Raw genomic sequence first — 19,479 nt, 5'->3', positions numbered from 1 at the left:
TTATTTAACCACCGGCCTTTTTGCGCTGTAGGACGCCGTCTTTTTTATCACCGTTTTAGATGGTGCGTCTAGCAAAAAACTTAGAGAAGGAATTCTCTTCGACAATGACAAACGGTATGTAAGAACTGTCCCAGATTTTGCGGACAGAGTGGGTCACTTATCAGCGAGCTGAGGAACCATATGGTTTACTCTTATACAGAGAAAAAACGCATTCGTAAGGACTTTGGAAAACGTCCTCAAGTAGTGGACACGCCTTACCTGCTTTCAATACAGCTTGACTCTTTTGAGAAATTCATAGAGATCGATCCTGAAGGCGAGTATGGGCTGGAAGCTGCATTCCGCAGTGTATTCCCGATTGCCAGTTATTCAGGATATTCAGAGCTACAATATGTTAGCTATCGTCTTGGCGAGCCGGTTTTTGACGTTAAAGAATGTCAAATTCGTGGAGTCACCTACTCTGCTCCCTTGCGCGTTAAATTGCGTTTAGTGTTATTTGATCGTGAGGCTCCGGCTGGCACGGTTAAAGACATCAAAGAGCAAGAAGTATACATGGGTGAAATCCCATTGATGACAGGTAACGGTACCTTTGTAATTAATGGTACAGAGCGTGTTATCGTATCTCAGTTACACCGTAGTCCTGGTGTATTCTACGATCATGACCGTGGTAAAACACACTCATCAGGTAAAGTGTTATATAACGCGCGCGTTATTCCTTACCGTGGTTCATGGTTAGACTTCGAATTCGATCCTAAAGACAACTTGTTTGTTCGTATCGACCGTCGTCGTAAGCTTCCAGCATCTATTATTTTGCGCGCGTTAGAAATGACCACGCAAGAGATTCTAGAGACCTTCTTTGACTCTACTGCTTTCGAATTGAAAGACGGTAAAGTGATGATGGAGCTAGTACCAGCTCGTTTACGTGGTGATACTGTTTCTTTCGACGTTATGCTAAACGGCGAAGTATTGATTGAAGCAGGCCGTCGTGTAACAGCGCGCCATATTCGTCAACTGGAAAAATCAGGCGTTGAGCAAATCGAAGTGCCGGTTGAGTACCTTGCTGATAAAGTATTGGCTGAAGAGTATGTTGACGAAAGCACTGGTGAAGTTATTGCCGAAGCTAACAGTGAATTAAACCTAGAGTTAATTGCTGCGCTTTCGCAAGCTGGTCACTCGGTGATAAAAACGATTTATACCAATGACTTAGATCATGGTTCATTTATCTCTGATACCTTGCGTGTTGATTCTTCAACAAACCGCCTAGAAGCGTTAGTTGAAATCTACCGTATGATGCGTCCTGGTGAGCCACCAACAAAAGACGCAGCCGAAGCCTTGTTCGAGAACTTGTTCTTTAACGGTGATCGTTACGACTTATCAACAGTTGGCCGTATGAAGTTCAACAGCCGTGTTGGCCGTGAAGACGGTTCAGTGGCTGGTGTACTTGATAAAGAAGACATCGTTAAGGTTATGCAAACGCTAATCGAAATTCGTAACGGCCGTGGTGAAGTTGATGATATCGACCACCTTGGTAACCGTCGTATTCGTAGCGTAGGCGAAATGGCTGAAAACCAATTCCGCGTTGGTCTAGTACGTGTAGAGCGTGCTGTTAAAGAGCGCCTAAGCTTAGGTGACCTTGATGCATTGATGCCACAAGACTTAATTAACGCTAAGCCTATCTCGGCTGCGGTTAAAGAGTTCTTTGGTTCAAGCCAATTGTCTCAGTTCATGGATCAAAACAACCCGCTTTCTGAAGTAACACACAAACGTCGTGTTTCTGCATTAGGCCCAGGTGGTTTAACTCGTGAACGTGCTGGCTTCGAAGTGCGAGATGTACACCCAACGCACTACGGTCGTTTATGTCCGATTGAAACGCCGGAAGGTCCAAACATTGGTTTGATTAACTCGTTGGCGGTTTACTCTCGCACTAATGAGTTTGGTTTCTTAGAAACACCTTACCGCAAAGTAATTGAAGGCCAAATCACTGATGAAGTAGATTACTTATCAGCGATTGATGAAGGCACTTATGTGATCGCTCAGGCAAACGCTGAAGCCGACGCAAACGGTAAATTACTTGAAACAGATTTAGTACCTTGTCGCCACAAGGGTGAATCAACCTACATGCCTACTGACCAAATTCAGTACATGGATGTAAGTCCTCAGCAGATTATTTCTGTAGCGGCATCGTTGATTCCGTTCCTAGAACACGATGATGCAAACCGTGCATTGATGGGTTCTAACATGCAGCGTCAAGCTGTACCAACACTACGCGCTGACAAGCCATTAGTAGGTACTGGTATTGAGCGTGCTGTAGCGGTTGACTCTGGTGTAACTGTTGTATCGAAACGTGGCGGTACGGTTGACTACGCAGATGCTAGCCGCATCGTAGTTAAAGTAAATGAAGACGAGATGCTTCCAGGTGAAGCAGGAATCGACATTTACACGCTAACTAAGTACACCCGTTCTAACCAAAACACCTGTATCAACCAACGTCCGGTAGTTAAATCAGGCGAATTGGTAGCTAAAGGCGACGTACTAGCAGATGGTCCTTCAACTGACTTAGGTGAGTTGGCATTGGGTCAAAACATGCGCGTAGCGTTCATGCCTTGGAATGGTTACAACTTTGAGGATTCAATCGGTATTTCTGAGAACGTAGTTAAAGAAGATCGCTTTACTACTATTCACATTCAAGAGTTAAGCTGTATCGCTCGTGATACCAAGCTTGGCAGTGAAGAAATCTCAGCCGATATTCCAAACGTTGGTGAATCAGCGCTAAGCAAACTTGATGAGTCAGGTATTGTTTACGTAGGTGCTGAAGTTAAGCCAGGTGACATCTTAGTGGGTAAAGTAACCCCTAAAGGTGAAACACAATTAACACCTGAAGAGAAGCTATTGCGTGCCATCTTCGGTGAGAAAGCGTCTGATGTTAAAGATACATCACTACGTGTACCTAACTCTGTATTTGGTACCGTAATCGACGTTCAAGTCTTTACTCGCGATGGCGTAGAAAAAGACAAGCGTGCTCAAGAAATTGAGTCTATGCAGCTTAAAGAAGCGAAGAAAGATTTAACCGAAGAATTCAAGATCCTTGAAGACGGTATCTTTGCTCGTGCTAAATCTGTATTGATTGCAGCCGGCAAGTCAGAAGCTGACTTAGACCGCCAGCAACCTGCAGAGTGGCTAGAAGCGGCATTAAGCGATGAAGACGCGCAAACGCAGCTAGAGCAAATTGCTGCACAATATGACGAAATCAAAGCTGAATTCGACAAGCAGTTCGACATTAAGCGCCGTAAGATTACCCAAGGTGATGACTTGGCGCCTGGCGTACTGAAGATTGTTAAAGTTTACTTAGCAGTTAAGCGTCGTATTCAACCTGGTGACAAGATGGCGGGTCGTCACGGTAACAAAGGTGTAATTTCTACCATTGTTCCTCGTGAAGATATGCCTTATGACGAAACTGGTCGCCCAGTAGACATCTGCTTGAACCCACTAGGTGTACCATCGCGGATGAACATCGGTCAGATCCTTGAAACCCACTTAGGCTTAGCGGCTAAAGGTGTTGGTGAAAAAATTGATGAAATGCTGAAAGTTCAGCGTGAAATCGAAATGGATAAACTGCGTGATTTCATCCAGAAAGTGTACAACGTAGGTGATGACGCGCTTAAAGTTGACGTTGCTAGCTTCACTGATGAAGAAGTAATGACTTTAGCCAAGAACTTACGTGGCGGTGTGCCAATGGCTACCCCAGCATTTGATGGTGCTAAAGAAGCTGAAATTAAAGAGCTATTACGTTTAGCCGACTTACCTGATTCAGGTCAAATCGTGTTACGTGACGGCCGTACCGGTCAAGAATTTGAGCGCCCTGTAACTGTTGGTTACATGTACATGTTGAAACTTAACCACTTGGTTGATGACAAGATGCACGCTCGTTCTACTGGTTCTTACAGCTTGGTTACTCAGCAACCTCTAGGTGGTAAAGCACAGTTTGGTGGTCAGCGCTTCGGTGAGATGGAAGTATGGGCACTAGAAGCATACGGTGCTGCTTACACCCTACAGGAAATGCTAACGGTTAAATCTGATGACGTTAACGGTCGTACTAAGATGTACAAGAACATCGTTGATGGTAACCACCAGATGGAGCCAGGCATGCCTGAGTCGTTCAACGTGTTGCTCAAAGAGATTCGCTCTCTAGGTATCAACATTGAGTTGGATGAGCTGTAAGCACAGGACTTCACCTGAATTAAAAGCAAGGCGGGCGTTTCATTAGAAACGCCCCAGGTTTAACTCCAACCTGGAGAGAAACGTGAAAGATTTACTTAAGTTTCTTAAGCAACAAAGCAAGACCGAAGAGTTTGAAGGCATTAAAATTGGCCTAGCTTCACCAGACCAGATCCGCAGTTGGTCGTTTGGTGAGGTGAAGAAACCAGAGACGATTAACTATCGTACTTTTAAGCCTGAGCGTGACGGTTTATTCTGTGCTCGTATTTTCGGCCCAGTAAAAGATTACGAATGTTTGTGTGGTAAATACAAACGTTTGAAACACCGTGGTGTTATTTGTGAGAAGTGTGGCGTAGAAGTTACCCAATCTAAAGTTCGTCGTGATCGTATGGGTCACATCGAATTAGCTTCTCCTGTAGCGCACATCTGGTTCTTAAAATCACTACCATCGCGTATTGGTTTATTACTAGATATGACTTTACGTGATATTGAACGAGTTCTTTACTTCGAATCATTTGTTGTGACTGAGCCTGGCATGACCAGCTTAGAGCGCGGTCAAATGCTTACCGAAGAAACTTACTTGGATTCACTTGAAGAGTACGGTGACGAGTTTGAAGCTAAAATGGGTGCTGAAGCTGTATTAGCTTTATTGCGTCATTTAGAGCTTGACCAAGAAATCGAAGTAATGCGCGAAGAGTTACAAACTACTAACTCTGAAACTAAGCGTAAGAAGACCACTAAGCGTCTTAAGCTTATGGAAGCGTTCCGCGATTCAGGTAACAAACCTGAGTGGATGATTATGACCGTATTACCGGTTCTTCCACCAGATTTACGCCCACTAGTACCACTAGATGGCGGCCGTTTTGCTACGTCTGATTTGAACGATTTATACCGTCGTGTAATCAACCGTAACAACCGTTTGAAGCGTCTATTAGACCTAGCTGCTCCAGACATCATTGTGCGTAACGAAAAGCGTATGCTGCAAGAAGCAGTAGATGCTTTGTTAGACAATGGTCGTCGTGGTCGTGCTATTACTGGTTCTAACAAACGTCCGCTTAAATCTTTGGCTGATATGATCAAAGGTAAGCAAGGTCGTTTCCGTCAGAACTTGCTAGGTAAGCGTGTAGATTACTCAGGTCGTTCGGTAATTACCGTTGGTCCAACACTGCGTCTACACCAGTGTGGTCTTCCTAAGAAAATGGCACTTGAGCTATTCAAACCATTCATCTATGGCAAGCTAGAGCTGCGTGGTCTTGCGACTACAATTAAAGCTGCTAAGAAAATGGTTGAGCGCGAAGGCGGTGAAGTGTGGGATATTCTTGAAGAGGTTATCCGCGAACACCCAGTATTACTTAACCGTGCACCAACCTTGCACCGTTTGGGTATTCAAGCCTTTGAGCCCGTGCTAATTGAAGGTAAAGCAATTCAATTACACCCGCTAGTGTGTGCGGCTTATAACGCCGACTTCGATGGTGACCAAATGGCGGTACACGTACCGTTGACCCTAGAAGCACAGTTAGAAGCACGTTCGTTGATGATGTCGACCAACAACGTACTATCACCAGCAAACGGTGAGCCTATTATCGTTCCTTCGCAAGACGTTGTATTGGGTCTGTACTACATGACTCGTGAACGTGTTAACGCTGAAGGTGAAGGTATGTACCTTTCTGGCCCTAAAGAGGCAGAGAAGTTATACCGTGCTAAACAAGCCAGTATTCACGCACGTGTAAACGTACGTATTACCGAGGTTGTTGTAGCAGAAGACGGCTCTAAAATCGAAAAAACTGAGATTAAGCAAACTACCATTGGTCGTGCCATTTTATGGTTAATTGTACCTAAAGGTTTGCCATTTGATTTAGTTAACCAGTCAATGGGTAAGAAGCAAATCTCAGGATTGCTAAACACCTGTTACCGTAAACTAGGTCTTAAGCACTCAGTTATTTTTGCTGACCAATTAATGTACACCGGTTTCCATTACGCAACCTTGTCTGGTGCCTCTGTAGGTATTAACGACATGGTTATCCCTGATGCTAAGAAAGACATCGTGGAAGAAGCCAGTGACGAAGTAAGCGAAATTCAAGAGCAGTTCCTAGCTGGTTTGGTAACCGCGGGCGAGCGTTACAACAAAGTAATCGATATTTGGGCTTCGGCTAACGAAAAAGTATCGAAAGCGATGATGGACAACTTGTCTACTGAGACCGTAATTAACAAAGATGGCGAAGAAGAGAGTCAAGACTCGTTCAACAGCATCTTTATGATGGCCGACTCTGGCGCACGTGGTAGTGCTGCTCAGATTCGTCAGCTAGCTGGTATGCGTGGCTTGATGGCTAAACCGGATGGTTCGATTATCGAAACCCCGATTGTGGCTAACTTCCGCGAAGGTTTGAACGTACTTCAGTACTTCATCTCAACCCACGGTGCGCGTAAAGGTTTGGCCGATACCGCATTGAAGACTGCTAACTCTGGTTACTTAACACGTCGTCTAGTAGATGTTGCACAGGATTTGGTTGTTACCGAAACTGACTGTGGTACCGAAGACGGTATTATCATGACGCCTCACATTGAGGGCGGTGATGTTGTTGAGCCATTACGTGAGCGTGTTCTTGGTCGTGTTCTAGTAGGCGATGTAATTAAGCCTGGTACTGAGAACGAAGTACTGCTTAAAGACAAAACACTACTTGACGAGAAACTGTGTGACCTTCTTGAAGAGAACTCAGTAGATACCGTTAAAGTACGCTCAGTAATTAGCTGTGCTAACGACTTTGGTGTTTGTGCTCTTTGTTATGGTCGTGACCTAGCTCGTGGTCACTTGGTTGGTCGCGGTGAAGCGGTTGGTGTAGTTGCAGCTCAATCAATTGGTGAGCCAGGTACTCAGCTTACCATGCGTACCTTCCACATTGGTGGTGCGGCATCGCGTGCAGCAGCAGAAAACAGCATTCAAGTTAAGAACGCAGGTACTATTAAGCTACACAACGCTAAAGTAGTAACTAACAGCGAAGGCAAGTTGGTTGTAACCTCTCGTTCTACTGAATTGACCATTATTGATGAAATGGGGCAAACCAAAGAAAGCCACAAGCTTCAATACGGTGCAATACTAGAAGTAGTAGATGGTGGTGCGGTTACCTCTGGCGACACAGTTGCTAACTGGGACCCACATACACACCCAATTATTACTGAAGTACCGGGGCGCGTTAAGTTCATCGACATGGTTGAAGGCGTAACTGTTAGCCGTCAAACTGATGAACTAACTGGTCTTTCTAGTATTCACGTTATGGACCCTAACGAGCGCCCTGGCGCTGGTAAAGAAATGCGTCCAATGGTGAAATTGGTAGACGGTTCTGGTAACGACGTACTTATTGCCGGTACTGATATTCCAGCTCAGTACTTCTTATCTGCAAAAGCGATTGTAAACTTAGAAGATAATGCTGAAGTGGGTGTTGGTGATGCGATTGCTCGTATCCCACAAGAATCAAGCGGTACTAAAGATATTACCGGTGGTCTACCTCGCGTAGCCGACTTGTTCGAAGCTCGTCAGCCTAAAGAGCCAGCTATTTTGGCAGAAATTACCGGTACTATTAGTTTCGGTAAAGAAACCAAAGGTAAGCGCCGCTTGGTGATTACTCCTGCTGAAGGCGATGCTTACGAAGAAATGATTCCTAAGTGGCGTAACCTAAACGTGTTTGAAGGTGAGAAAGTGGCTAAAGGTGAAGTAATTGCCGATGGTCCAGAATCACCACATGACATTTTACGTTTGCGTGGCATTAGCCCTGTTTCTAACTACATCGTAAACGAAGTACAAGACGTATACCGTTTACAAGGTGTGAAGATTAACGATAAACACATTGAAACTATCGTGCGTCAAATGCTTCGTAAGTGTTTGATTCTAGATGCTGGTGATTCTAGCTTCTTGCTAGGTGAGCAAGCTGAAGTTGCCCGTGTGAATATTGAGAATCGTCAATTGGAAGCTGAAGGCAAACGCCCTGCGGTATACCGTCGTGAGTTACTAGGTATTACTAAGGCGTCACTATCTACAGAGTCGTTTATTTCTGCGGCTTCGTTCCAAGAAACTACTCGTGTGCTTACCGAAGCAGCAGTGGGTGGTAAACAGGACGAACTACGCGGTCTTAAAGAGAACGTTATTGTTGGTCGCTTGATTCCTGCTGGTACTGGTTATGCCTACCACGAGAATCGTCGCAACCAAACTGAAGCGCCAGCTCCAATTACTGCAGATGAAGCAGCTGATAACTTAGCTGCTCTACTAAATGCAGCCCCTGGCGGCGAAACAGAGTAGTAACTGACTCTACTAAGATAAAAAGGCAGCCATTGGCTGCCTTTTTTAATGTCTGCGGTTTAATTATCTCTCTGCAAAATATTTGACAAGTGTTGGCGTTCGTCACAGACTCCATTTTTAAAAACAACAAAATCTAGAGCATTTTATGAGCAAACAAATTGTATCTACAGAGGCGGCTCCAGCTGCAATCGGCCCATATTCTCAAGCAACTAAAATTGATGAGTTGGTCTTTACTTCAGGCCAAATTCCGCTAAACCCAGAGTCGATGGAGATCGTGGAAGGCGGAATAAGCGAGCAAACAAAACAAGTAATGGAAAATCTAATGGCGGTATTAGCTGCTGCTGGTGCAGATGCTTCAACAGTGTTTAAAACTACCTGCTTTCTAAGTGATATGGCTAATTTTGTTGCCTTTAATGATGTTTACGCGAGTTACTTCCCAGAAAGTGCACCTGCGCGCTCATGTGTAGAAGTAGCACGTTTACCTAAAGATGTGTTGGTAGAAGTAGAAGCTATTGCGCATATTAAGTAGTTTATGAGCCTTACCTATACTCTGGTTGTTACTAGCCCCTTGTATGGCAAACAAGGAAGTGCTTCGGCGCTTAACTTTGCCAATGCTTTGATTGAAGCCGGTCATCAGATAAAAACGGTATTCTTTTATCTAGATGGGGTGAGTAATGGCCTGTCTACTTCTCTACCAGCAGGTGATGAAGTAAATATTCATCAGCACTGGCTCGATATAAAAAAAGCATCTGCGTGTTCGCTTCTTGTATGCAGTGCAGCAGCCTACCGCAGAGGAATTATTGGTCAGGAAGAAGCAGCAGTAAATCAATTGCCGGCGAATATGCACAACGAGTTTAATATGTCTGGTTTAGCCGAAATGGCTACTGCGATGTTAAGTAGTGATAGAGTGGTGCATCTATGAGCAAATCATTAGTGTTTGTATTTAGTCGCGCACCACACGGCAACTCTTTAGCACGAGAAACACTGGATGCTGCACTTGCTGCCTCTGCCGTATCGGAAGATATTGTCGCCTATTTTGAGGGCGATGGGGTTTATCAGTTATTGAAGGGGCAAAACCCCACCAACATTAAGCAACGAGACGTGCTTCCTACTTATGGGTTGTTAGATCTTTACGATGTTGAAGAGATCTACGTTGATCAACAATCATTAAAAGAACGTGGCCTTTCTTTAGAACAACTTGCTATTAGCGTTAGAGTTAAACAAGCAAAACAGTTCTATTCAGAATGCTGTCATGCTCATGCAATATTGAGATTTTAGCATGCTACATATTATGCGACATCCTTATGCAAGTGACCCCTACGAACGCTGCCTTGCTCAGCTTGAAAACGGTGGGCATCTAGTACTCATCGAAGATGCTGTTTACTCATGGCTGCGTGATGACGCTCGTTTAAAGGTACTTGCACAAAGCGCTAGAGTCTCGGTGTTAAGTGCCGATGTGAGTGCTCGGGGTATTGAAGTCTGCGATAGCGTACTGATCGATTACCAAGGTTTGGTAACGTTAACCGAACAACACACGCCATCTATGACTTGGTAACTCAGCTCCCATTCATCAAAAATATCAAGCTTGTGATCATCGCAAGCCTTGACTCTTTACCTGCAAGCGCATAAAATTTCGCCTCCCCAAAATTGGGGTAGATTTTTTCACATGTTTAAATGTAATTTCAGGAGCTATTTCGAATGGCAACGATTAACCAGTTGGTTCGCAAGCCACGTGCAAGTAAGGTTGCTAAAAGCAACGTACCAGCACTAGCTGCGTGTCCACAACGTCGTGGTGTATGTACTCGTGTATATACCACCACACCAAAGAAACCAAACTCAGCACTACGTAAAGTAGCTCGTGTTCGTTTAACTAACGGATTCGAAGTGACTTCTTACATCGGTGGTGAAGGTCACAACCTACAAGAGCACAGCGTAATTTTGATTCGCGGTGGTCGTGTTAAAGATTTACCAGGTGTGCGTTATCACACCGTACGCGGCGCATTAGACTGTGCTGGCGTAAGTGATCGTCGTCAAGGACGTTCAAAGTACGGCGCTAAACGTCCTAAGTCATAACGGCTCTCCGTTAAGTAAGGCCAAACATTTAGTTATAGCGAAATTTTTTTAAAATTCGTTTTGGGGAAACCTGAAGCAAACCGGAGATATTAAAATGCCAAGACGTCGAGTGATCGGTCAACGCAAAATCTTGCCAGATCCTAAGTTCGGATCAGAACTACTGGCTAAGTTCATCAACGTAGTAATGGTTGATGGTAAAAAATCAATTTCAGAAAAGATTGTATATGGTGCATTAGACGCTGCTGCTGATAAATCAGGCAAGTCTCACCAAGAAATTTTTGAAGTTGCTCTTGAAAACGTGCGCCCATCGGTAGAGGTTAAATCTCGCCGTGTAGGTGGTTCTACTTACCAAGTACCTGTTGAAGTACGTCCAGTACGTCGTAACACTCTAGGTATGCGTTGGATGGTAGATGCAGCACGTAAACGTGGTGAAAAATCTATGGCTTTACGTCTAGCGGGTGAAATCCTAGACGCAGCTGAAAACAAAGGTTCTGCGGTTAAGAAACGTGAAGACGTTCACCGTATGGCCGACGCAAACAAAGCGTTTGCACATTACCGCTGGTAATTGGTTGCGCAGCTGCTTAGCAGCTGCGCTACTTTCTATGTGAGACTAAGGATTACTCCTTAGCAAGAGGATAACAATGGCTCGTACAACTCCAATTGAGCGCTACCGTAACATTGGTATTGTTGCTCATGTTGACGCTGGCAAAACAACAACTACAGAACGTGTCCTTTTCTACACCGGTCTATCTCACAAAATAGGTGAGGTGCATGATGGCGCAGCCACCATGGACTGGATGGAGCAAGAACAAGAACGCGGTATTACCATCACCTCTGCGGCTACTACCACCTTTTGGCGTGGTATGAACGCCCAGTACGACGAACACCGTATTAATATCATCGATACCCCTGGACACGTTGACTTTACTATTGAAGTTGAACGTTCATTGCGTGTATTAGATGGTGCAGTTGTTGTATTTTGTGGTTCATCTGGTGTTGAACCTCAATCAGAAACAGTGTGGCGCCAAGCTGACAAATATTCTGTTCCGCGAATGGTATTCGTGAACAAAATGGATAGAGCTGGTGCAGACTTTGAACGAGTAATTGATCAAATCCGTGATCGCTTAGGTGCCAACTGTGTACCTATTCAGTTGAACATAGGGGCTGAGGACGAATTTGTTGGTGTTATTGACCTGATCAAGATGAAGGCCATTAACTGGAACGAAGCAGACCAAGGTACCACCTTCAATTACGAAGATATTCCTGCTCATTTGGTAGAGCGTGCAGAGGCTTTACACGAAGAACTCGTTGAAGCTGCTGCAGAAGCTACTGATGAGTTAATGGACAAATATCTTGAAGAAGGCGAGTTGACTGAAGCCGAGATTAAGTTTGGTTTGCGTAAGCGCACCCTAAACAATGAGATCGTGCTAGCGACTTGTGGTAGTGCATTTAAAAACAAAGGTGTTCAAGCAGTGCTTGACGCGGTTGTAGAATACTTGCCTGCTCCAAACCACGTTGAAGCAATTAAAGGTACAGACGAAAAGGACAACGAAGTTGCTTGTCCGGCAGATGACGACGCGCCGTTTGCGGCACTTGCGTTTAAAATTGCCACCGACCCATTTGTGGGTACACTTACCTTTATGCGTGTTTATTCGGGGACGGTTGAAACCGGCACTGCGGTGTATAACTCGGTTAAACAAAAACGTGAACGTTTAGGTCGTATGGTGCAAATGCACTCAAACGATCGTAAAGAGATCAAAGAAGTTCGTGCTGGTGATATCGCCGCTGCGATTGGTCTTAAAGACGTAACCACGGGTGACACTTTATGTGATATGAATCGTAAAGTGATTCTTGAGCGTATGGAATTCCCTGAGCCGGTAATTCAGATTGCCGTAGAGCCTCGAACCAAAGCTGACCAAGAAAAAATGGGCGTAGCTTTAGGTAAGTTGGCTGCTGAGGACCCATCGTTCCGCGTAGAAACTAACGAAGAATCTGGACAAACCCTTATCTCTGGTATGGGTGAGTTACACTTAGATATCATCGTAGATCGCATGAAGCGCGAATTTAGCGTTGATTGTAATGTAGGTAAACCTCAAGTTGCTTATCGCGAAGCAATTCGCAAGCAAGTTGAAGTGGAAGGAAAGTTTGTACGTCAATCGGGTGGTCGTGGTCAATACGGTCATGTTTGGTTGCGTATGGAACCTCTAGAGCCAGGTGCTGGTTACGAATTTGTCAACGAAATCGTTGGTGGTGTTGTTCCAAAAGAATACATCCCAGCTGTTGATAAAGGCTGTAAAGAGCAGATGGATCAGGGTGTATTGGCTGGCTATCCGCTACTTGATGTTAAGGTCACCTTATTCGATGGATCATTCCACGATGTTGACTCTAACGAAATGGCGTTTAAAATTGCCGGTGCAATGGGCTTTAAGAAAGGTGCATTGGACGCTGATCCAGTACTGCTCGAGCCGATGATGAAAGTAGAAGTTACAACCCCTGAAGATTGGATGGGTGATGTAGTGGGTGACTTGAATCGTCGTCGTGGCATAATTGAAGGCATGGACGATGGGGCTGCGGGCTTAAAGATTGTTAAGTCTAAAGTGCCGCTGTCTGCAATGTTCGGCTATGCTACAGATCTACGTTCGGCAACTCAGGGGCGAGCCTCTTACTCTATGGAATTCCTAGAGTACAACGAAGCGCCGAAAAATGTTGCTGATGCTATTGTTGAAGCAAAGTAAACTAATTCAACTATGATTGGTCTGTCTCGGGTGAGGCAGATTGGAATGGAAAAGAAGGTACATATCGTGTCTAAAGAAAAATTTGAACGTTCAAAACCGCACGTAAACGTTGGTACAATTGGCCACGTTGACCACGGTAAAACAACTCTAACAGCAGCTATTACCAACGTACTTGCAAAAGTATACGGTGGTGAAGCTAAAGATTTCGCGGCAATCGATAACGCTCCAGAAGAGCGCGAGCGCGGTATCACTATTTCTACTTCACACGTAGAGTACGACACTCCAACTCGTCACTACGCACACGTAGACTGTCCTGGACACGCTGATTACGTTAAAAACATGATCACTGGTGCAGCACAAATGGACGGCGCTATCCTAGTAGTAGCATCTACAGATGGCCCAATGCCACAAACACGTGAGCACATCCTACTTTCTCGTCAGGTTGGTGTACCTTACATCATCGTATTCATGAACAAATGTGACATGGTAGACGACGAAGAGCTTCTAGAATTAGTAGAAATGGAAGTACGTGAACTTCTATCTGAATACGAATTCCCAGGTGATGACATTCCAGTAATCCAAGGTTCAGCGCTTAAAGCCCTAGAAGGCGAAGAAGCGTGGGAAGCAAAAATTGTAGAACTAGCAGAAGCGCTAGATACTTACATCCCAGAGCCAGAGCGTGACATCGACAAGCCATTCCTACTACCAATTGAAGATGTATTCTCAATTTCAGGTCGTGGTACGGTAGTAACAGGTCGTGTAGAGCGCGGTATCATCAAGGTTTCAGAAGAAATTGAAATCGTAGGTGTTAAAGAGACTACTAAGACAACTTGTACTGGTGTAGAAATGTTCCGCAAGCTTCTAGACGAAGGTCGTGCTGGTGAGAACTGTGGTATTCTTCTACGTGGTACTAAGCGTGACGAAGTACAGCGTGGTCAAGTATTGGCAGCGCCTGGTTCAATCACTCCACACACCAAGTTCGAAGCTGAAGTATACGTACTAAGCAAAGACGAAGGTGGTCGTCACACGCCATTCTTCAAAGGCTACCGTCCACAGTTCTACTTCCGTACAACTGACGTAACTGGTTCTGTAGAGTTACCAGAAGGCGTAGAAATGGTAATGCCAGGCGACAACTTGAAATTTGTTGTAGAGCTAATTTGCCCAATCGCGATGGACGAAGGTTTACGCTTCGCAATCCGTGAAGGTGGCCGTACAGTAGGTGCGGGTGTTGTAGCTAAAATCTTCGAATAAGAAGAGTAGCACAGCAAGAAAAAGGTCGCGTAAGCGGCCTTTTTTGTTTTAGTGCACCAAGCCTTACCGTTGACTCCGCGTATATTAGCGATTCAAGCTAGAAAAATTGACCACCTTCAACATTAACAAAAATAATCTCTCTATAACTAATGACTTTCTACTTAAAAGTATTAAGGTCACTTAATTAAATGATATTATTGGTGAATATGTCATTTTTATTGAATTTTTGCTGACAAGGAAGCGGTATGTTTAAAGGACGTAAGATAAAACTTGCTATGGCATTTTTAGTGTCATTTAGTTTATTTGGGTGTGGAGGTGATGGTAGCGTTGCTTTAGATGGAAGTAATACAACAGCAGATGAAAACAATGTATCGACGATACCTACTAGTGCGGCATTTCTGAATCTATACATTAACCCTTATGATGCAGAGTACTCTCTTCCTCTTGACCTTTATTATAGTTACGTTAACACCCCCAGTAATTTAATTGGTGAAGGCGTTGCCTACGCAAATCATAATGGTGAGTTTGTTAATTTTGATAGCTGGGAAGAAGATATATCCTCTAAAAGTGTTGTGTTTACTGCTTATGACTCAAACGCTGGGACGATTGTTGGTCAAGCTGGTTCAACTTTTACGATTAGCTCAAATAGTCGAAACTGGATATACGCATACGGTTATATAGGTAGTAATAAAGGTCTCCGTTTAGCGAAGGTACCTTTTCAAGGCTCTAGACCTTCTAACGTGAGCGTTAATGTACGTCTACTTAACGTTTATAGTTATGCTGATTATGAAGGCCCTCTCGACTTCTATATGACCAAAGAAGATGGTGGGGAACTGGTTTTGGTAGCTAGCAGTGTGGCTGTTGGGGAATATAGTAGTGCTATCAATGTACCTGCTCACCCTTATAGCAACCAATTTGCTGTAGTGCCGGCAGGAGACAGCTTACCAGCAGACCCAGAAACAGCTTTATTTTATACAGACTTTAATGATGGTGTTGGCTTAAATGGTGGCAATAACTACATAATGCTGCCAGTGTTGCAGCCAACAGGTAAGCAACTGCTTCCTCAATTAGAGTTTGTTATCGAAAAAACCTAAGTTTTATTTCTCTAAAGCTCTAAAGCTCTAAAGCTCTAAAGCTCTAAAGCTCTAGGGCATTAGAGCTTTCTATTTTTCTCCTGAAGCTGTCCTCGACATTTCCACGTTTAATTAATCTCTTTTCAATAATTGTTACACTAGTGAAGTTATTGATTTAGGATCTATAAATAGAGAGTTTAATAAAACCCTGGGGATATCTTTTGAATTTAAGAGATTTGGAGTATTTAGTCGCTTTGCAAGAGCAGAAGCATTTTCGCAAAGCGGCTGAAAAATGTTTTGTTAGTCAACCTACCTTGAGTGGGCAAATAGCTAAGTTAGAAGAAGAGCTTGGTTTATTGCTTATTGAACGTACTTCGCGCAAAGTGATATTCACTCATGCTGGTGATGAGTTAGCAGCCAAAGCTAGAGTCATCTTGCTCGAAGTAAAGGGCCTCAAAGACATGGCTAAGAGCTTCCAGGCTCCGATGGCTGGGCCACTTCATGTTGGCCTAATTCCTACCGTAGCTCCTTATCTGTTACCCAAGATTGTTCCGCATATTCGTTCAGAGTTTAGCGAAATGGAACTTTTTCTTTATGAAGAACAGACCAATGTATTGTTGCAGAGGTTAGAAGAAGGAGAGCTAGACTGCCTTCTGCTTGCTTATCTTCCAGAAATGGATCGCTTTGGAGCCATCGATCTGTTTGATGAGCCGCTAATGCTTGCTATGCCCTCAAACCATAAGTGGCAGCAGCAAAAAGAGGTGGAGCTTTCAGAGCTCAGTGGTGAGCAGGTACTAATGCTAGAGGATGGTCACTGTTTACGCGACCAAGCAATGGGCTACTGTTTTGCTGCTGGCGCAAAAGAAGATACTAGCTTTAAGGCGACCAGTTTGGAGACTTTGCGTCATATGGTGGCTGCGGGTATGGGAATTACCTTGCTACCGCAGTTAGCTATTCCTGATACTGAAGAACAAAGCGGTATCTGCTATCGAAGATTTAGTTCGCCTGAGCCGAGCCGCCGAATAAGTTTGCTATATCGCAATAACTCTGTTCGGCGCCCCTGCTTTAACCAGTTAGCTAAGTTGATTCAACAGCATTCTGCGCTGTCTTAAAATAGCTCTTCTTCACTATCGAACACTGAGTTAACAGATTGTTTTACATATTCCGTTGGCTCGGTGCCTTCCTCAAAAAATTCAAAGCGGGTGGTGTGATCACTAGATTTAGTGAGTAGGCCCGTTGTGCGATCAATACGCACCGTCGAGACATTTCGTGGAGCTTGCCAAGTTTGTTCTGGCACCCCTGCTAAACCTACTTCCATAAAATCTATCCAAGCAGGTAGAGCTGTTCGTGCGCCGAATTCCTTTCCAGTAACTTGGTTTTTGTCTAAATTGGCATTATAAGACGCTTCACCAAGCTCACGGTTAAAGTCATCAAAGCCTATCCAAGACGTAACCACCAAGTCGGGACCAAAGCCAGAGAACCAAGCATCCTTAGCATCATTGGTGGTACCGGTTTTGCCGGCAATATCTCGGCGTTTTAAAGCTCTTGCTGCACGCCAACCGGTGCCGTTCCAACCGGTTTTATGTGCCCAACTTCCGCCGCCCCAAACCGCGCTATTCATAGCTTGAGACACCAAAAAGGCGTTTTCGGCACTGATGATTCTTGGTGCTAAATCGCTTTCATCAGCAAAAGAGATATCACATTGCTTCAACGGGTCGCCGGCTTGGTTCAATAGCTCTTCAAGATTTGGCGCTTTATCAATGATCTCAAAACAACTATCACAGGCTACCTTAGGTACCTGTTGAAATATTATGTTGCCTTCACCGTCTTCAATTCGGTCAATAAAGTAAGGGCTTACTAGATAGCCCCCATTAGCAAATGAACCATAGGCGCTAGCCACTTGCATCGGAGTTAGCGATGCTGAACCTAGCGATAGTGATTCGTTTCGCGGTAATTCGTTTTTTGGAAACCCAAACTTTGCTAGATGCTCAATAATGGTATCCACACCTAGGTCTCGCATTAAGCGCACTGATACCACGTTTTTAGATTGGGCCAACGCAACTCTTAGGCGAATTGGTCCGTCGTATACAGGCGGCGAGTTTTTGGGTCTCCATGCTACTCCCATTGCCTTATCCCAGCGGTTAATAGGGGCATCATTCTCTAAACTCGCTAAGGTCATGCCTTGCTCAAATGCTGCAGAATAAAGAAACGGCTTTATATTTGAGCCCACTTGGCGGCTAGCCTGAGTAACCCGGTTAAATTTACTTTGGTTAAAGCTAAAGCCGCCCACTAATGCTTCAATCGCGCCATCTAAAGGTGATATGGCAACTAATGCCGCGCCAGCGTCGGGCAATTGAGAGAGTGAGTAGTTACTAATGTTTTGTTGTTCTGCATCGTCATTAAAGGCTACATCGCTTACTTCAACAGTACTATTTACTTGAGTTGCTAGTGGTTCAACCCAAATCACGTCACCTACGTTAAGAATTTCTTGAGCAGACTTTGGTGCCGGACCTTGGCGAGTATCAGTTATAAAACGCCGAGCCCATTTCATATCATCCCAAGCAATTACGCCAAAAGAACCACCTTTTACAATCACCTTTGCTTGTTTATCTTCAATACTGGTCACTGCAGCAGCCCGCAGCTCTCCATAGTTCGGTAGAGAGCTAAGCTGCTTAACTATCTCGTCAGCACTTAATTGGGCTTGTTCGACGGTCCATAACTGTTTAACAGCTCCTCGAAAACCGTGGCGTTGGTCATAACTTTTTAAGTTAGCTCTTAGTGCTAGAGTCGCTGCATTTTGACGTTTGGCACTGATTGTGGTGTAAACATCCATCCCAGTGGTATAAGCGTCTTCGCCAAATTGCTGCAGTATTTGCTGACGAACCATTTCTGCTAAGTAAGGGGCTGCTAGAGTAATCTCAGCCCCATGGTAAGTCGCTGTCATTGGCGCTTGGCTGGCTTCATCAAACGTTGCCTGATCAATGTAACCTGTCTCTAACATGCGCCCTAATACAACGCGGCGGCGGTCTTTGGCCCGTTCTGGTGAGCGAATAGGGTTCAATGCTGAAGGGGCTTTAGGTAAGCCTGCAATTACCGCAATTTGTGGCAGGGTAAGCTGGTCTACGGTTTTTCCATAGTAAACCTGTGCTGCTGCGCCAACACCAAAAGAGCGATAACCTAAGGGGATTTTGTTCAAATAAAGCGCCAAGATTTCATCTTTTGATAGTTCTTGTTCGATTTTTATTGCTAGAAAGATCTCTTTGATCTTTCGGATGTAGGTTTTTTCTCGGGTTAAAAAGAAATTTCGCGCGACCTGTTGAGTAATGGTACTCGCACCTTGGCTTTTCTCTCCCGTAGCAATTAGGTTAACCGCTGCGCGAGTAATACCGATCGGATCGATACCTGGATGAGAATAGAATCGAGCATCTTCGGTAGCGAGAAATGCTTGTAACATTTGTTCAGGCACTTCTTCAATTTGTAGAGGGATCCGTCTTTTTTCACCAAATTGGGAAATTAATTCTCCGTCAGCGCTAAACACTCGCATTGGAGTTTGCAATTGCACGTCGCGCAAGGTTGAGACGTCTGGTAGTTGTGGCGCAAAATAAAAATATAGTGCGGTGATGGCTGCTAAGCCTAAGCTTGTTCCCAAGAAAACTAAAAATAACAGTCTTTTAAGCCATTTCATTCCGAATTTTGCACTCTGTATCTAAAGAATCGCCGATTATATCGTCAAATTGTGACCTGTTTCGACAACTTTCTTAATAACTATTAGCACCTAAATCAATAACCCGTTATTCTGCAACAACAGGTAACTGTTTAAATTTAAAAAAGATAGTTGGCGAGT

The 19,479-nt window shown here is 44.4% G+C and carries 13 protein-coding genes; 12 read left to right on the top strand and 1 reads right to left on the bottom strand.

Annotation, left to right across the window (positions count from 1 at the left end; all coding sequences use genetic code 11):
* The first annotated feature begins 180 nt into the window (after window positions 1-180).
* The 12 genes from rpoB to oxyR all read left to right on the top strand — a co-directional run bounded on the left by rpoB (window position 181) and on the right by oxyR (window position 16,747).
* A complete protein-coding gene (gene rpoB, locus OAG1_RS18740; protein WP_016404038.1) occupies window positions 181-4,215 on the top strand; it encodes a DNA-directed RNA polymerase subunit beta in 4,035 nt (1,344 codons plus the stop codon).
* Between the two features lie 82 nt (window positions 4,216-4,297).
* Window positions 4,298-8,503: a DNA-directed RNA polymerase subunit beta' gene (gene rpoC, locus OAG1_RS18735; protein ID WP_221077416.1), complete on the top strand. Its 4,206-nt coding sequence runs from the start codon at window positions 4,298-4,300 to the stop codon at window positions 8,501-8,503.
* Between the two features lie 145 nt (window positions 8,504-8,648).
* Window positions 8,649-9,032, top strand: coding sequence for a RidA family protein (locus OAG1_RS18730; RefSeq protein WP_220720172.1), 384 nt, complete (start codon window positions 8,649-8,651; stop codon window positions 9,030-9,032).
* Between the two features lie 3 nt (window positions 9,033-9,035).
* Complete coding sequence (tusD, locus tag OAG1_RS18725; protein ID WP_338622333.1) at window positions 9,036-9,425, top strand: sulfurtransferase complex subunit TusD; 390 nt, start codon at window positions 9,036-9,038, stop codon at window positions 9,423-9,425.
* The gene (gene tusC, locus OAG1_RS18720) at window positions 9,422-9,781 is read left to right on the top strand and encodes a sulfurtransferase complex subunit TusC (protein ID WP_152783443.1); all 360 of its coding nucleotides are present in this window, start codon (window positions 9,422-9,424) and stop codon (window positions 9,779-9,781) included. The genes tusD and tusC overlap by 4 nt, the downstream gene beginning before the upstream one ends.
* A 1-nt stretch (window position 9,782) precedes the next feature.
* A complete protein-coding gene (gene tusB / locus OAG1_RS18715; protein ID WP_338622332.1) occupies window positions 9,783-10,058 on the top strand; it encodes a sulfurtransferase complex subunit TusB in 276 nt (91 codons plus the stop codon).
* A gap of 143 nt (window positions 10,059-10,201) precedes the next feature.
* The gene (gene rpsL, locus OAG1_RS18710) at window positions 10,202-10,576 is read left to right on the top strand and encodes a 30S ribosomal protein S12 (protein ID WP_016404065.1); all 375 of its coding nucleotides are present in this window, start codon (window positions 10,202-10,204) and stop codon (window positions 10,574-10,576) included.
* Between the two features lie 94 nt (window positions 10,577-10,670).
* Window positions 10,671-11,141: a 30S ribosomal protein S7 gene (rpsG, locus tag OAG1_RS18705; protein ID WP_016404064.1), complete on the top strand. Its 471-nt coding sequence runs from the start codon at window positions 10,671-10,673 to the stop codon at window positions 11,139-11,141.
* A gap of 76 nt (window positions 11,142-11,217) precedes the next feature.
* Window positions 11,218-13,311, top strand: coding sequence for an elongation factor G (fusA, locus tag OAG1_RS18700; RefSeq protein ID WP_016404063.1), 2,094 nt, complete (start codon window positions 11,218-11,220; stop codon window positions 13,309-13,311).
* 66 nt (window positions 13,312-13,377) lie between these two features.
* Window positions 13,378-14,562: an elongation factor Tu gene (gene tuf / locus OAG1_RS18695; protein ID WP_221077417.1), complete on the top strand. Its 1,185-nt coding sequence runs from the start codon at window positions 13,378-13,380 to the stop codon at window positions 14,560-14,562.
* 245 nt (window positions 14,563-14,807) lie between these two features.
* Window positions 14,808-15,656, top strand: coding sequence for a hypothetical protein (locus OAG1_RS18690; protein ID WP_338622331.1), 849 nt, complete (start codon window positions 14,808-14,810; stop codon window positions 15,654-15,656).
* A gap of 200 nt (window positions 15,657-15,856) precedes the next feature.
* Window positions 15,857-16,747, top strand: a complete 891-nt coding sequence (oxyR, locus tag OAG1_RS18685; RefSeq protein WP_338622330.1) for a DNA-binding transcriptional regulator OxyR — start codon at window positions 15,857-15,859, stop codon at window positions 16,745-16,747.
* On the opposite strand, the gene OAG1_RS18680 is transcribed toward oxyR, so the two are convergent.
* A complete protein-coding gene (locus OAG1_RS18680) occupies window positions 16,744-19,320 on the bottom strand; it encodes a PBP1A family penicillin-binding protein (protein WP_338622329.1) in 2,577 nt (858 codons plus the stop codon). The genes oxyR and OAG1_RS18680 overlap by 4 nt on opposite strands.
* Between the last annotated feature and the right edge of the window lie 159 nt (window positions 19,321-19,479).

Origin of the sequence: Agarivorans sp. OAG1 (assembly GCF_037076485.1) — a bacterium.
Classification (GTDB): Bacteria; Pseudomonadota; Gammaproteobacteria; order Enterobacterales; family Celerinatantimonadaceae; genus Agarivorans; species Agarivorans albus.
The sequence above is the reverse complement of the archived record's forward strand: the minus strand, read 5'-3'. Positions and strand labels throughout refer to the sequence as shown.